This window comes from Sphingobacteriaceae bacterium, from assembly GCA_016715905.1.
GTDB lineage: Bacteria > Bacteroidota > Bacteroidia > B-17B0 > Aurantibacillaceae > Aurantibacillus.
Genome location: JADJXI010000003.1, coordinates 741,495 through 757,874, shown reverse-complemented (window position 1 = coordinate 757,874; position 16,380 = coordinate 741,495). Strand labels below are relative to the sequence as shown.

Annotated in this window: 13 protein-coding genes; 10 read left to right on the top strand and 3 right to left on the bottom strand. The window is 35.5% G+C overall.

All coding sequences use genetic code 11. The annotated features are described in order from the left end of the window. Window positions 1-21: 21 nt before the first annotated feature. The 9 genes from IPM51_03680 (at window position 22) to IPM51_03640 (ending at window position 9,585) form a co-directional block, all read left to right on the top strand. The gene (locus IPM51_03680) at window positions 22-1,149 is read left to right on the top strand and encodes a cysteine desulfurase (protein ID MBK9283399.1); all 1,128 of its coding nucleotides are present in this window, start codon (window positions 22-24) and stop codon (window positions 1,147-1,149) included. Between the two features lie 131 nt (window positions 1,150-1,280). Then, window positions 1,281-2,270 carry an AAA family ATPase gene (locus IPM51_03675; GenBank protein MBK9283398.1) on the top strand — a complete coding sequence of 330 codons (990 nt, stop codon included), beginning with the start codon at window positions 1,281-1,283 and terminating at the stop codon, window positions 2,268-2,270. A gap of 45 nt (window positions 2,271-2,315) precedes the next feature. Then, entirely contained in the window at window positions 2,316-3,182 is an 867-nt protein-coding gene (locus IPM51_03670) for a DUF58 domain-containing protein (protein MBK9283397.1), read from the top strand. Beyond that, on the top strand, window positions 3,183-4,184 hold the full coding sequence (locus IPM51_03665) for a hypothetical protein (GenBank protein MBK9283396.1): 1,002 nt from the start codon (window positions 3,183-3,185) through the stop codon (window positions 4,182-4,184). It begins immediately after the preceding gene. After that, on the top strand, window positions 4,184-5,191 hold the full coding sequence (locus IPM51_03660; GenBank protein MBK9283395.1) for a VWA domain-containing protein: 1,008 nt from the start codon (window positions 4,184-4,186) through the stop codon (window positions 5,189-5,191). The genes IPM51_03665 and IPM51_03660 overlap by 1 nt, the downstream gene beginning before the upstream one ends. Beyond that, the gene (locus tag IPM51_03655; protein MBK9283394.1) at window positions 5,191-6,228 is read left to right on the top strand and encodes a VWA domain-containing protein; all 1,038 of its coding nucleotides are present in this window, start codon (window positions 5,191-5,193) and stop codon (window positions 6,226-6,228) included. The genes IPM51_03660 and IPM51_03655 overlap by 1 nt, the downstream gene beginning before the upstream one ends. Further along, on the top strand, window positions 6,218-6,931 hold the full coding sequence (locus tag IPM51_03650) for a tetratricopeptide repeat protein (protein MBK9283393.1): 714 nt from the start codon (window positions 6,218-6,220) through the stop codon (window positions 6,929-6,931). The genes IPM51_03655 and IPM51_03650 overlap by 11 nt, the downstream gene beginning before the upstream one ends. Before the next feature lie 111 nt (window positions 6,932-7,042). Next, window positions 7,043-8,839: a protein BatD gene (locus IPM51_03645; GenBank protein MBK9283392.1), complete on the top strand. Its 1,797-nt coding sequence runs from the start codon at window positions 7,043-7,045 to the stop codon at window positions 8,837-8,839. Further along, the gene (locus IPM51_03640; protein MBK9283391.1) at window positions 8,836-9,585 is read left to right on the top strand and encodes a tetratricopeptide repeat protein; all 750 of its coding nucleotides are present in this window, start codon (window positions 8,836-8,838) and stop codon (window positions 9,583-9,585) included. Before IPM51_03645 ends, IPM51_03640 begins: the two co-directional genes overlap by 4 nt. Here IPM51_03640 and lgt read toward each other — a convergent pair. Beyond that, window positions 9,582-10,436 carry a prolipoprotein diacylglyceryl transferase gene (lgt, locus tag IPM51_03635; protein MBK9283390.1) on the bottom strand — a complete coding sequence of 285 codons (855 nt, stop codon included), beginning with the start codon at window positions 10,434-10,436 and terminating at the stop codon, window positions 9,582-9,584. The two genes, IPM51_03640 and lgt, sit on opposite strands and share 4 nt — an antisense overlap. Before the next feature lie 105 nt (window positions 10,437-10,541). Here lgt and purN point away from each other — a divergent pair, with 105 nt between their 5' ends. Next, window positions 10,542-11,105, top strand: coding sequence for a phosphoribosylglycinamide formyltransferase (gene purN, locus IPM51_03630; protein ID MBK9283389.1), 564 nt, complete (start codon window positions 10,542-10,544; stop codon window positions 11,103-11,105). Here the strand turns inward: purN and IPM51_03625 are convergent. Both IPM51_03625 and IPM51_03620 read right to left on the bottom strand, forming a co-directional pair. Continuing rightward, window positions 11,102-12,841, bottom strand: a complete 1,740-nt coding sequence (locus tag IPM51_03625) for an ABC transporter ATP-binding protein (GenBank protein MBK9283388.1) — start codon at window positions 12,839-12,841, stop codon at window positions 11,102-11,104. The two genes, purN and IPM51_03625, sit on opposite strands and share 4 nt — an antisense overlap. Window positions 12,842-12,902: 61 nt before the next feature. Beyond that, window positions 12,903-16,361 (bottom strand): gliding motility-associated C-terminal domain-containing protein, encoded by a 3,459-nt coding sequence (locus tag IPM51_03620; GenBank protein MBK9283387.1) that lies wholly within the window; start codon window positions 16,359-16,361, stop codon window positions 12,903-12,905. Window positions 16,362-16,380: the final 19 nt, after the last annotated feature.

Genomic DNA, 16,380 nt, shown 5'->3' with positions numbered 1-16,380 from the left:
ACCAACAAATTTAACCAATCTGTGATACCCAAACTGCCCTACTTTGATAATAATTCAACTACCTGTGTTGATGAAGAAGTGCTGCAATATATGCTTCCCTTTTTCAATCAAAACTACGGCAATGCCGGATCTACAAATCATCATTACGGACTTTATGCCTCCGTTGCTATTGAAACGGCCACAAAACAAGTTGCAAAATTGATTAATTGCGAAGATGCTGAACTTATTTTTACTTCTGGTGCGACAGAATCAGTAAACCTAGCACTGAAAGGAGTGTATGAGGCCTATGCAGACAAAGGAAACCATATTATTACTTGTAAAACAGAACACAAAGCCGTATTAGATTGTTGTCATTATCTTGAAAAAAAAGGGGCAAAAATCACTTACCTGGGTGTTGACCCGGAGGGAATGATAGATTTGGACGAATTAAAATCATGTATTACCGACAAAACAATTTTGCTTTGTTTAATGACTGCCAATAATGAAACCGGCGTTATTCACCCCATTGAAAAAATCAGCGCCATTTGCAATGAAATGCAGATACTATTTTTTAGTGATGCCACTCAATTTATTGGTAAGGAACGTTTTGATGTACAGGAGTCGGGTGCACATTTAGTAGCCTTTAGCGCCCATAAATTTCATGGTCCGAAAGGAATTGGCGCACTCTATGTCAGCCGAAAAAATCCCCGAGTTAATTTAATACCTCAAGTACACGGAGGGGCGCAACAAAACGGTAAAAGAGCCGGCACTTTAAATGTTGCATTAATAGCTGCATTAGGCAAAACGGCTGAAATAGCAGAAAAACAATATTGGGAAAACAGTGCCCATATTTCTAAACTCAAAAATCATTTTGAACACCAATTACTTGAAATTCCGGGACTGAGAATCAACGGCTCAACCCGTAATCGCTTACACAACACCAGCAACCTTTGTTTTCCGCCAAATTACAAAGTGAAGGAACTTATGAAAAAGTTTGCCTTTTCCTCAGGCTCATCTTGTACTACCCATTCAACCGAACCCTCGCATGTGTTAAACGCAATGGGATTTGATAAGGAAGAAATAAAAAATTCATATCGCTTTAGTTTCAGTAAATACAACACTTTGGAGGAAGTAGAACTTTTAATTGCCGCTATTCAATCTGCCGGCTAAAAATAATCGAATTTTTCATTGAGCATTTTAAGTTTTTTTAGGGGAGTGACTTAACAAATTTTAACTAGCTATAAAATAGGCTGCCTTATGGGCGTGTTATCTTTACATCCTATTCTCAGAAACCCAATTTTATGGTAGATATCAAAGAAATTAACGAACGTATACAGCGCGAAAGTGCTTTTGTTGACATGTTAACTGTTGAAATGGACAAGGTAATTGTCGGACAAAAAAACATGGTTGAACGATTATTGATTGGATTATTAAGCAACGGACACATTCTTTTAGAAGGTGTACCCGGATTAGCGAAAACCTTAGCCATAAATACCTTGGCCAAATGTGTAGACGGACAGTTCAGTCGAATTCAGTTTACTCCTGATTTATTACCGGCCGACGTTATCGGAACGCAGATTTATAATCAGAAACAAGAACAGTTTTCGATACGTAAAGGTCCAATTTTTGCCAACTTTGTTTTGGCGGATGAGATTAACCGTGCTCCGGCCAAAGTTCAGTCAGCCTTGCTGGAAGCCATGCAGGAAAAACAAGTAACCATAGGCGAACAAACATTTAAATTACCCAATCCGTTTTTAGTATTAGCTACCCAAAATCCGGTAGAACAAGAAGGAACTTATCCATTACCTGAAGCACAAATGGATCGTTTTATGCTCAAGGTGGTAATTGGTTATCCAACTAAAGAAGATGAAAGAAAAATTATAGCTTACAATTTAAATCCGGGTGGTATGCCTCAACCCAACAGTGTAATTAAACCCGAAGATGTAGTTAAAGCCAGAGCTGTTGTGAAAGATGTATACATGGATGAAAAAATTGAAAGATATATTGTAGACATTGTTTTTGCCAGTAGATTTCCTAAAGAATATAAATTACAAAAATTTGAAGGATTAATTTCTTATGGCGGTTCTCCACGTGCCAGTATCAATTTAGCATTGGCTGCAAAAGCTTATGCATTCATCAAAAGAAGAGGTTATGTAATTCCGGAAGATGTTCGTGCTATTTGTACAGATGTAATGAGGCATCGTGTGGGATTAACTTACGAAGCTGAAGCCGAAAATATTACTTCCGAACAAATCATTGCCGAAATTTTGAATACCGTTGAAGTTCCATAAACAAGAACGCTAAACGTGCCAAACAATTTTTGATTTTTAAAAATCATGGAGACCGCTGAACTTTTAAAAAAAGTACGCAAAATCGAAATCAAAACACGAGGATTAAGTAGTCAGGTGTTTTCCGGTGAATACCATAGTGCATTCAAAGGAAGAGGTATGGCGTTTTCTGAAGTGCGTGAATATACCCCCGGTGATGATGTTAGAACTATAGACTGGAATGTAACCGCACGTTTTAATACTCCCTTTGTAAAAGTATTTGAGGAAGAACGCGAATTAAGTGTTGTACTTATGGTAGACGTAAGTGCCAGTGGAGCTTTTGGAACTCGTACACAAATTAAACAAGATTTAATTACTGAACTCTGTGCCGTGGTTGCTTTTTCTGCCTCGCAAAACAACGATAAAATAGGCGTAATATTTTTTACCGATAAAATTGAAAAGTTTATCCCGCCAAAAAAAGGCAAGTCGCATGTACTTCGGATAATTCGTGAATTAATTGAATTTAAACCGCAAAATAAAAAAACAGACTTACAGGTTGCACTTAAGTATATGACCAATGTAATTAAAAAAAGAAGTATTGTTTTTTTATTAAGTGATTTTTATGCCGACACGAATTACAAAGACGCCTTAAAAATTGCGGGTAAAAAACACGATGTAGTTGCGTTGCGCATTGCAGATAAAAATGAAATTGAATTGCCGGATGTGGGATTGGTTAAATTAAAAGATAATGAAACCGGTAAGATTGCCTGGATTAATACAGGAAACAAGGCGTTTAAAAAACAATTTGCCATAAATCAGTTGAAATTCGAAGAAGAGTTAAAAAACATTTTCAGTAGAGCAGGAATTGATTCCACAAAAATCATGACTCACGAAAATTACGTAAAACCCTTGATGAATTTATTTAAGAAAAGATAATTGACTTACATCAGAAACATATTTACTTTATTTCTTTTAATTCCCTTTGCGTTTTTGGCTCAGGATGTAAACGTAAATGCTACCATTGATACTTCCAAAATCAGAATTGGAGAACAAGTTAAACTGGATTTATATTTAACCTATGATTCCAAAAATCCGGCTGCCCATATTGAATGGCCTAAAATCGGAGATACGATTACAGGGAAAATAGAAGTTCTTTCCGTATCCGCTATTGACACTACGCTTCCTGATAAAAATAATCCAAATCTGGTACATCAGCATCAGCAAATATTAATTAGCGTTTATGACAGTGGATATTTTGCTATTCCCGGTTTTAAATTCACATTGAACAACGATACCAATCAGGTAAAATACACCTCTCCACTTTTTTTAGAAGTTCATACGGTGCCAACGGATACTAGTATTACCAAAACAAAAGACATTAAAACAATTTTAAATGAGCCTTTTAATTGGAAATGGTATTTACCGCATATTTACTGGACATTAGGAATCTTGTTGGCTATATTGGCGATTGTATTAATAACCATTTATTACACGAAGAAAAATCAGAAAAAATTATTGGAACCTGAAAAACCCAAAATACCGGCGCACATCACCGCCTTGGCCTCATTGGAAAAAATTGCTACTGCTAAAATATGGAAAGAAGGAAAGGATAAAGAATATTACTCCTCCATTTCAGATACCATTCGATTATACATTGAAGAGCGCTTTGGTGTTTTTGCTCTTGAAAGTACTACCGATGAAATTATGTTGGCCTTCCGGTCCCAGGTTGTAGATCCAGAAAGTAAATTGAAGTTACAGCAAATGTTGCAATTAGCCGATTTAGTGAAATTCGCCAAAATGAAGCCCATTGAAGCGGAAAATGAATTTACCTTGCAAAATGCATTTGACTTTGTAAATGGAACAAAACGAGAAGAAATTGTTACCCTTGAAGAAACTCAAACAACTTCAAACAAAAATCAAACAAACATAGATACGTGATTCCTGATTTTAACGACATACAATTTGCAGAGAAGCATTGGTTTTGGCTATTGCTGGTTATTCCATGCATGTTAGTTTGGTATATTTTCCGTTTAAAAAAACAAGAAAGTGAAATTCAATATTCTTCGTTTAATTTATTCAAAGGTATCCCTACCTCTACCCGGGCAAAATTCAGACATAGTTTATTTGCATTAAGAGTTATGGCTTTTGCTGTTTTAATTGCAGCACTTGCTCGTCCTCAATCCAGAAGCAGTTGGAAGGATAGCAAAACAGAAGGGATAGATATTGTTATAAGCATGGACCTTTCTTTATCCATGCTGGCCAAGGATTTTAAACCCAACCGAATGGAGGTTGCCAAAGATGTAATTCTTGATTTTATTGATGCACGTCCAAATGACCGTATCGGATTAGTAACATTCGGAGGCGTTGCTTTTACGCAATGTCCTTTAACCAGCGATCACAAGGTATTAAAAAATATGTTCCCTCAAATTAAAGCCGGCAGTTTGGATCAGGGAACAGCCATTGGTTTGGGCTTAGCAAATGCAGTTGCACGTATCCGAGAAAGTAAAGCGAAAAGTAAAGTCATTATTTTAATTAGCGACGGAGTTAATAATGTTGGTGAAATTGCTCCAATAACTGCAGGTGAATTAGCTAAAACTTATGATGTAAGGGTTTATTGCATAGGAACAGGCTCAAGAGGAAAAGCACTTCAACCTGTTGCCATTTATGCGCAGGGCGAATATGAATATGATTATGTTGATGTGGAGATTGATGAAAAGGTAATGACCGAAATTTCTGAAATGACCGGCGGCAAATATTTCCGCGCTACCAATTCAGAAAGTTTGAAAAATATTTGCAATGAAATTGATAAAATGGAAAAAACTATCATCAGTGAAAAAAGTTTTACCAATAAAGCCGAACACTTTTTGCCATTTGCGTTAATTGCCGCTATTATTTTAATTATTGAATTTGTTTTACGTTTTACAGTTTTTAGAGCTATACCTTAATGTTTAAATTCGAAAACGAAATATTTTTTTATGGCTTAATCCTAATTCCGATTATGATTTTGATGGCTATAATATTTTTTATTTTTCGTCGTAAAAAATTAAGCCGCTTCAGTGAAATACATTTAATTTCAAAATTAACTCCACATACAGCCAAACGAAAAAAAATTCTGAAACTAACGTTGTTCTTACTGGCTTTCGTAAGTTTAATATTTGCTTTATGTAATTTGCAAACCGGAAGTAAACTTACCGAAGTTAAAAGGGAAGGTGCGGATATTATCGTTTGTATCGACGTAAGTAACAGTATGCTTGCACAGGATTTAAGTCCGAACAGATTAACCCGAGCCAAATACGCACTTGAAAAAATGATTAATTCTTTGGAAGGTGATCGATTAGGTTTGGTCATTTTTGCTGGTGAAGCCTATGTTCAATTACCCATTACTACAGATTACAGCGCTGCCAAATTATTTCTAGAATCTATCAGCACCAGCATGGTTCCGGTTCAAGGAACGAATCTTGCTGCAGCTATTGAAAAGGCCGCTGAATCCTTTAGTAATGATTTAGAAAAAAACAAAGCTATCATTTTAATCACCGACGGTGAAAATCATGAGTCGGAAGCTATTGAAGCGGCAGAAAATTGTGCGAAAAAAGGAATTATGATTAATACCATTGGTATTGGCTCTGACAAAGGTGTTCCTATTCCCTTAATCGAAAATGGAGTTGTAAAGGGTTACAGAAAAGACAAACAAGGCCAAACCATTGTTACCAAATTGAACAGCGATTTACTTAAAATCATTGCCGGAAAAAGCAATGGTGTTTTTGTTCAGGCAAGTCAAGCCGACTTAGGTTTGAATGTAGTATTGAATAAAATAGGTGAATTAGATAAGGCGCAGTTAGAAAGCAAAATGTACACCGATTACGAAGATCAGTTTCAGTGGTTCATAGCCCTTACTTTGATACTGCTATTTATTGAATTTATGATTAGTGATCGTTTAAATGAATGGTTCCGTCAACTTAAAATATTTCAAAATGCGAACTAGTTTTATTTACATAATACTTTTATTCCTAGCAGGCGATTTTTTATTTGCGCAAAAAGATGCTAAATTAATTTATGAGGGAAATGATTATTATGTAAGCGGTAAAACGTTAGAGTCTACTGAAATTTATCGAAATGCACTTAAAGAAAATCCACATAATGCTAAGGCTCATTTTAATCTTGGAAATTCTTTATATAAAAACGCCTTTATGATAAAGGGAAGTAAAGAAAATTTTATTCAGGGCGGGAAAAAAGTTACACCGGATTCACTGGCTAATTTAGTTTTTGGCGAAGCTGCTCAAAGTTTTGCGCAAGTAGCCAATTCTGTAAGCGATAAGGATACTTTACACCGTACCTGGCATAATATTGGTAACTGCTACTTACAACAAAAGGATTTTAAAAGTGCGGTAGATGCTTACAAAAAATCACTTAAGTTTAATTCGAAGGACGAAGAAACCCGATATAATTTAGCGTATGCCTTAAAACATATGCCTAAGGATCAGGGTGGCGGTGGTGGACAAAGTAAGCAAAATCAAAAAGAAGATAAAAACGACAAGAATAAAAATTCATCTCCCAAAAATGAAATGAGCAAAGATCAGGCAGAACAATTATTAAAAGCCCTAATGAGGGAAGAAAAGAAATTACAGGATAAAAGAAAACAAAAACAAGAAGATGCAGGCAATACCACAGTGGAAAAGGATTGGTAGTTACTTGTGTTAGTGGATTTAAGTTTTTTGTTGTTTGAGTTAATATTTAGTGGTTAGATTAAAAAATAAAATAGAAAAAAATAGAAGTAAGTAGATTAGTCAACGATGAAAATGAGCATAAAAATAAATACAGCAGTACTGATGTTACTGATGTTGTTTATAAGCATATCTTCTTCCGCTCAAAGTCCGGTTTACGCGCAAGTGAGTTCTAAAAAAGTGCAAGTTGGCGTTCCGTTTGAATATGCCATTGTAATTACAGTTCAAGCCAATAATTATCAGCCTCCTAATTTTGGAGATTTTAGTATTGTAAGTGGACCCGGCCAAAGCAGCAGTACACAATGGATAAACGGGGTGGTTAGTCAGCAGATGACATTATCATGGGGCTTGGTGGCTAAAAAAGAAGGGAAATTTACAATAGGTCCGGCGATTGTAAACGGAGCCAATCAAAAATACGAAACCAACGCCATTGCTATAGAAGCTGTAAAAGGTGCTGTGGCGCAAAATTCCGGACAAACTTCTGACGATCCGAAATACAGCAGTAAAGTAGCCGGCGGTGATCTCTACATAAAAACCGGAGTCAGTAAAAATAAATGTTATTTAGGTGAGCAAATTACCATCACTCAAAAAGTGTATTCGCGTCATCAACTCGTAGGCTTTCAAAAATTTAGTCAGCCTACTTATGATGGATTTTACGCTATGGCACAAGAATCTTCCAGTAAAGGACAACAGGCCATGGAAATAATTGAAGGCGTTAATTATTATACTTATGAATTATTCAGAAGTGTATGTATTGCGAATAAGGCAGGTAAAATAAATTTAAATGCGATAGAAGGAGATGTAGTTATTCGAAAACAATCGCAAAGTAAACCTCGCAATATATTTGAACAATTTTTTGGTGGAGGAGGTTATGAAGATGTGCCGGTAAATGTAAAAAGCAGATCAATGACAGTGGAAGTTCTGGATTTACCACAGAACGGAAAACCCGAAAGTTTTCATGGTGCAGTTGGTAACTTCTCCTATAAGGTAGAAGCTAGTAAAAAAGAGCTGAAAGCCAATGATGCTTTCAATTTAAAAATGACTGTTTCAGGCAAGGGTAATATTAAATTGTTGGATGCTCCGGAATTAAACTTACCCGAAGGATTCGAAACCTACGATCCTAAAGTGATTGAAAATGGAAATTCAAAAACATTTGATTATTTGATTATACCTAGAAATGAAGGTGAGTTTGTATTAAATAATTTGGACTTTAGTTATTTTAATTTGGAGTCAAAAAAATATGTAACTATTCCCGCTGATAATATCACCATAAAAGTTTTAGCGCCCGACCCAAATAATTCCGAAGCGCGCGTTTATACGCCGCAGAATACAATAAAAGAAAGTGAAAATGATATTCGGTATATTAAAAAAGGAAAATTTGATCTTATCCAAACGGAAACAGAATTCTTTCACTCCGGCACACATATCATGCTACTCCTCCTCCCTATTCTTTTATTAGCTACTGCATTACTTATCCGCAAAAATTATTTACATAAAAACAGTAATATTGTTTTGGTGAAACAAAGAAAGGCCGTTCGCATTGCAAAAAAACAATTGAGTATTGCAGAAAAATTGATGAAAGAAAATAAGAAAGATGAGTTTTATAATGAAATTTTGAATGCCATCAACCACTTCCTTAGTAACAAATTAAATATTCCAATTTCAGATATTTCGAGAGATTTAATAAAACAACATTTAGCAAAAAAACAAGTTACTCCAGATAGCATTATGAAAACTATGAACACCATCGAAACCAGTGAATTTGCTCGCTATGCCCCCGGTTCAGTAAGTGGAGATTTAAATTTAGTATATAAAAACACAATTGAATTAATTACCGATTTAGAAGAACAACTAAGTAAAAAAAGCGCATGAAAAAATTAATTAGCATATTCTTCTTATTCTTGAATGGCCTGATTTATGCCGGCGATGGCGATTTAATACTTGCCGCTGAAAAAGCTTATGATACTAAAAAATATAAAGAAGCCATAGGTCACTATGAATCATTAATTTCTAAAGGTTTAAAATCCTGGGAATTATATTATAATCTGGGCAATGCTTATTATCGTGATAAACAGTTGGGAAAAGCTATTTATAATTATGAACTCGCCAGAAAACTAAATCCAAATGATGAAGATATTCGAATAAATTTAGGTATTGCCGGCTCTAAAACAGTAGATAAAATAGATTCAAAAGAAAACTTTTTTATCTCGGCCGTGAAAACAAATGTATTGGCCAGCTTAGACACTAATGGTTGGGCCTGGACCGGAATTGTAAGTATGTTTTTATTGTGCTTCAGTATTTTTTTATTTATTCAATCGGAAAGAACAAGTGCCAAACGAATTTCTTTTTTCATTATACTTCTGTTTTTGATTTCTTTTAGCCTTACTTATTTTTTAGGCTATTCGGCTTACAAATCGAAAAATGAAAATAAGTTTGCAATTCTAACCGTAAGAGAAGCAAAAATTATGAATGAGCCTACACAAACATCCTCTTCAAAATTCTCCTTGCATGAAGGTACAAAAGTGAGAGTCATCGAAATTAACGGAGATTGGACCCTGATAAAATTGGATAATGGGAATGAAGGTTGGCTGAAGATAAGTGAAATTGGAATAATTTAATTTTCGATTACTTTAATTTCATGTGGACTTTGTTTCTTCGAACGAAGAATCATATAAATTCCAAGTATTACAAAAGGAATACTCAAAATCTGCCCCATATTGATTGGTAAGTTCCCTTCAAATTCACTTTGATTTTCTTTTAAAAACTCTACAAAAAAACGTTCTGTAAAAAACAACACGCACATTATTCCAAACATAAAGCCTTTTTTAAGAACATGTCTTTTCGTTTTCCATAAAAAATACATATAGGCAAAAAGAAAGAGACAAAAAATAGCTTCATACAATTGAGCAGGATGACGGGGTAAAGGACTTTCACTTACAAAAATGAAGGCCCAAGGAAGTTCAGTTGGAATTCCAATAATTTCACTATTAATCAAATTACCTAAGCGTATGCACATAGATGCTAATGGAACTACAACTACCAGTCGGTCAAATAACCACATCCAACTCTCCTTTGTTTTTCTACAATAAAGCCACATTCCAATAATAATGCCTATAGCGCCGCCATGACTGGCAAGTCCGCCTTCGTATACTTTTAATAAATTTAAAGGGTGAGATAAATAACCCTCGCTGATTACATTCCCCATGGCATCAACTTCATCAAACCATGGACCATAAAATAAACAATGACCTAAACGCGCACCCAAAATAGTTCCGAAAATAATATAAAGGGTAAGTGTATCCAATTGCTTATCTGAACGTCCTTCAGCTTTAAAAATTCTATTCATAAAAAAATGACTCGCAATAAAAGCCAAAGCCCACATCATTCCATACCAACGAACGGGCCAGTTAATGCCTGGTATTGTGAAAATTTCCGGAGCCGGATCCCATCTTATGAACATTTCAATCATGGCTGTAAAAATAATGATATTTGTTGAATAAAGGTTACTCATATCAGTACCGTTTTCGCAAAAAAATAATTAATTCAAACAAGAAATTTGTGGTAAATTTAAATCATGAAGAACATGGCCATTTTTGCCAGCGGATCAGGTACAAACGCTGAAAATTTGATAAATTATTTTAAGAATGATAGCCGGGTAAAAATAAAAGTTATTGTGACCAATAATGATAAAGCCGGAGTTATTGCCAGAGCCGAAAGGCATAAAAAAAATCTCCATATTATTTCTAAAAAAGCCTTAGAGCAATATACTTCACAAATAATCGACTTTTTGAAATCAGAAAAAATTGATTTAATTGTATTGTCTGGTTTCTTACTAAAAATTCCCGTTCCGCTTATACAAGCTTTTCCAAATCAAATAGTAAATATCCACCCTTCTTTATTACCTAAATATGGTGGTAAAGGAATGTATGGTAACCACGTGCATGAAGCAGTTATAGCAGCGAAAGAAAAAACTAGCGGCATCACTGTACACTTTGTGAATGAAGAGTATGACCAAGGCGAAATCATTTTGCAAGAGTCTTGTGAAATTTCAGAAAATGATACAGCCGAAGCCTTAGCGCACAAAATTCACCAATTGGAATACAAATACTTTCCTCAGGCAATAGAAAAATTACTCTAATTATTTTGAAGTTGATTTAATTCAAAATAGTCCTTTCTCATCTTCATTAATTCTTCATGCGTACCAGACTCTGCTATTTTTCCGTCTTTCAGAAACAAAATAAAGTCGGCTTGTTTTATGCTAGACAATCGGTGGCTAATAATGATTCCTGTTCGGCTTTGCAATTCCTTTTTAATATTAGATAATATTAATTCTTCAGTTTCTGTATCTACCGCGCTTAAACAATCATCAAACAGTAATAATTTTGGGTTCCCAATTAATGCTCTCGCAATAGATATTCGTTGCTTTTGACCTCCGCTTAATGTTACACCACGTTCACCAACTTTAGTTTCATACTGTTCAGGAAATTGCATAATATTTTCATGTACTCCGGCCTTTTTTGCAGAATCAATTATACGTTCATGAGAAATTTGCTTTTCCTGTGTTCCAAAACATATATTATTAGCTATGGAATCACTAAATAAAAAAACATCTTGTGTTACAGTACCCATGTGTCTTCTTAATGTCTTTAAATTATGTTCTTTAATATTCTTTCCATCCACCCATATTTCACCTTCCGTTACATCATACTGTCTGGTTAAAAGTGAAATTACACTTGACTTTCCGCTACCAACAGGACCAGTAATTCCTAAAATTTTTCCAGCCGGTAATTTGAATGATAAATCTGTTAAAGCCAAAACTCCATTCTCAGGGTATTTAAATGTTACGTTTTTAAATTCAATATCCCCTCGTATTTCATAATTATTGGAGTTAACGGAAATAATATTCGGTTTAATGGTTAAAAATTCATTGATCCTTTTTTGTGAGGCCGAAGCACGTTGTATCAATGAAGTTACCCAACCCAATGCCGCAAATGGCCAAGTCATATAAAAAACATATAAAATAAATTCAGGAATATTACCGGAACTAATTTCACCGTTTGAAACCATGATTCCTCCATACCATACGGTAATGAGCACACTCATTCCAACCATTAAAATCATTGCCGGACTAAACAAAGCTTCTATATTGGCCATTCTTAAAGCAGCTTTTCTATATTCACCACTCTTTTCTGACATTTGTTTTATAAAAAATTTCTCTCTCGCGTAGGCTTTTATTACACGAATGGCACTAAAAGATTCTTGTGCCTGTGTAGTTAAATTACCGAGTTCTTCCTGCACAATGGTTCCCTGTTTATTAATTTTATCAGAAACAAAATAAATAATTAAAGATAAAATCGGTAGCGGTATAAATACCATCAAAGTAAGTTTCACATTCACCATGAGCATAAAACCCAATATGGTTATTGTAGTTACTATTGTATTTGCTAAGTACATAATAGCCGGACCGGTATACATTCTTACTTTTGAAACATCTTCGCTTATTCTGTTCATCAAATCGCCGGTAGTGTGTGATTTATAAAATTGCTGGTCGAGTTCCTGATATTTTTGATACAATTCATTTTTTTGATCGTATTCAATATGCCGACTCATAACAATAATAGTTTGACGCATTAAAAAGAGAAAAAAACCACTTAGTAATGCCAAGGAAATTAAAGTTAAACCGTGTTTCAAAAAAACACTTGATTCAACCGGAGTGTCACTTTTAAATACTGACATGATTTGTTCAGTACCCTCACGAACAATTACACCCTGGTAAATTTTAAAAATGCTCGATAATATGACAAATAATAAACCACCCAGAAAATGCCACTTGTATTTAATAAAATAAGTATTAAGAACTTTTAAATTTTTCACCGGACTAAGTTAAGTATAATTCAAAAAAAAACCGGTCTAAAAACCGGTCTTTTATCAAACGCTATCGCATTAAAGTAACATTTCCTTTCGACTCGTATTCTTTATCATCCTTGCCTTTAGCTTTTATTATATAAAAATAAACACCGGCTTCAGCTTCTTGTCCACTAAAATTCTTTCCATCCCAGGCAATATTACCTGTGCTACTCTTTGTTTCATACACTTTATTTCCCCAACGATCAAGAATTACGCAATCTATTTCCGAAATATTCGCCACCTTCAAAAAGAACACATCATTACTTCCATCACCATTAGGAGTGAAAATATTAGGAACTTCTAATTTAGAAGGCATATCAACTTGAATCACTTTATATGCTGTATCTACACAAGATCCTTTTTGTGTAATTAACATCACATTGTATTTTCCCGGCGCATTGTAAACAGTGCCAAAACTGATATTGGTTGTTGATGTTTTAGTTTCTCCGTTTCCAAAACTCCACACTGAAGAGATACTGGAAGTTCCTCCGCTGCTTGCCGAATTATTCGTAAACATAACATTTAACGGTGCATATCCAGTTTGCGGATCAGCTTCAAACGCTGCATTAATTACTCCATTCACCACATTTACTTCACCCGCCGCTTGACAACCGGTTAAGGTATTAGAAACCACATATCGATAAAAACCGGTTGCGTCAACTGTAATTACACTATTTGATGTTCCGCTTAAAATCGGATTTAATGTAACGGCAATAGCATTAGTTGGCGAAAATGCAACCCCGGCCGGATAATCAGTAACTAAATATCTTAATCCACCGGTATTGGTTCCGGTAACTATGATGGAGAAAGAAGAGGCGTTATTAGTTCCACAATCTAGAGTGGCTGTTGCAAAAGGATCCAATAAAACAGGTGGCTGAGTTCTATCTAAAACATTTACTGTTCCCGACTTTGTGCATCCATTATAATTATCTTCAATAGTTAATGTATAAATTCCGGGAACATAACAACTGTAAGATGACGGTCCGCAAATGGGCACTTGTGGAGACGGTCCTTCCCAACAAGGATTAGCCACAAATGCACTAGGACCACCGCCTGAAGTTGTTGTGCTATTACCAGTAGTTAATACAACGGGAGCTTCATTCACCATACAGTATATAGCAGTTGGTGTTGCAATAGATATAGTTGGATTTGAAATTGGCGGTTTAAAATTCTGATTTATTTGAACCACTGATGTTGATTGACAAGCATTCAAAGTATTAGTAGCAACTACTGTAAAGTTAGCATATGTTAAAGATGTCGTGCTTGTATTTGGACCATTTGCCGGATTTCCAATAACTACGGTATGAGTAGATAAGGTTGGCGGCGTTGATGGAACATTCCATGTGATTATTGTATTTGGTGTAGTGGTGGTTCCTGTAGCAATCACCGTAGGATTTCTACATGTTAGTGTTGGTGTGTATAAAGACGCCGACACATTTGGAGCCACGGTGTTTTGTAACACAGGAACTTGAATGGTAGTTCTACAGAAGTTTGAATTATCCTGCACTATAATTGTCCAAGTGCCGGGTAATGTTGTAGTTGTTGAACTGTTATTTCCTAAAATCACACTTGGCGTAACCACACCGGTAAATGTAGGAGCCAAGAAAGTATAACTACATGTAGCAGGTGGCGTTTGCGTACTTACCGGATTAATTATTGAAATAGTAGTGCTGTTTAAAGGTACACAACCTACTGAGAAATTAGTAGGACTACTTAATGAGAATGTAGGCCATGCGGATAATGAAGTGATGGTAACGGTCTTCTGAGTGGTACATCCATTAACTTGATTTGTAGTTACTAAAGTATAAACACCGGGAGGTATAGCCCCACTTAAAATACTGATTGTATTATTTGATGTTGCTATGGGTACTCCGCCAGGCAAAGGATTTAATGGGCTATACCAATCGTGTTGGATATTAATTGTAGGGTTAGATACCGTTCCACTAAATGTAACAGGCGCACCGGAATTGCAAGTGATAGCCTGAGAAGTTGGATTTACTGTGGTTGTTGGAGCAATTGTATTTTGAACTATGGAAATGGTTTGTGTTGTACTGCAACCGGCAATGCCATTGTTTGCGGTTATCGTATAATTCCCTGTCGATCCGGATGAAAAAGTTCCGGATGTTCCACTCAACGTATTTGACAAGCTAACCCAAGTATACGTGTAATTTGCAGGAGCCGTAAAAATTGATAAGGTTGGATTTGCACAGGTGATTGAATAAATACCTCCCGGAGGTGTAACCGTAAATTCTGCAGGGGAAGGTATGTTACCCATTGTAAAACTTGTGGTAACGGAACAACCGTTCGATGTAATTACTGTAACATTTGTAACACCGGGACTCAAATTGCTTGCTGTTGATTGAGTAGGAGAACCAACACCCGGCGGTGTAGGACTCCAAATCACAGAATAATTTGGTACAGGAGCAGGTGGATTAAAAGTTAATCCTAAATTAACAGCATTCACTGTATTGCTGCAACTAGCTTGAGTAAAAGTTGGAGCGATTTGCGGTTGCGCATTAACAGTAACCGAAGCCGCCACAGTTTGAGTAACAACTGCATTCACGCTGTTTGTACCTGTAACATAAATCGTATAATTTGTTGTGGATGGTGGAGTAACAGTAAATACCGGATTCGCTTGTACCGTTCCACCAGGTTGAATTGAATATTGTGGATTTGCTAATACAAAAAGATTTGCTGCACTTAAAGTTGCTGAAGAACCCGCACAAACAGATGCTGAAATTCCGGATGTACACATAAAGGAAGCCGCATCACTACCTCCTGCAACTATCACACCGGGGTTTAAGGTACCGGTTGTAAAGGTTGTATTACTAATCACATTTATTGCAGAAAGTGTTGTGGGGCTAGTGTTATTGAAACCATAAATTAAACCATTGGAACCCATAGCTACTGCGCCCCATGTAAATCCACCCGGAGTAAAATTTGTCATGTTATTTAAAATAACTACTCCACCGGTTGTAACTTTTAAATTACCGACATAATAATGATTATCAAAAACATTATAAACTATATCTACAAATCCGGAAAGCGGAGGTAAACTAAATGAATTTACAGTTGTGCAAGTGCTTATATCGTACACTACCAAACTGCCGCTGAAAATTGCACAAAACTGGCCTAAATTATTGAAACATCCATACGCACTACTAAATGGCAGAACACAAACTACTGTATTTCCACCTAAAGCATCTAAACGCCTCAAGTTTGTTCCTTCCAGATAATAAAGGTAATTATCTACAGGATTTCCTGCCAAAGCATTATGAGAAGATGTTGGCATTTGAAACATATCGGTAATTACCGGAGTATTCGTGTAATTAGTAACGTAGGACAGTGATCCGTTGGGCAAGCCCGAATTTCTAAAAAAATATAATCTTGCACCATTATCACATGGAAAGGTTTGACTTTTCAAAAAAGACGTCAAGAAAATGAAAAGGACAAATAAGGCAAACTGTGTTTTATTTTTTACTTTCATTTTTTACTCAAATTAAATT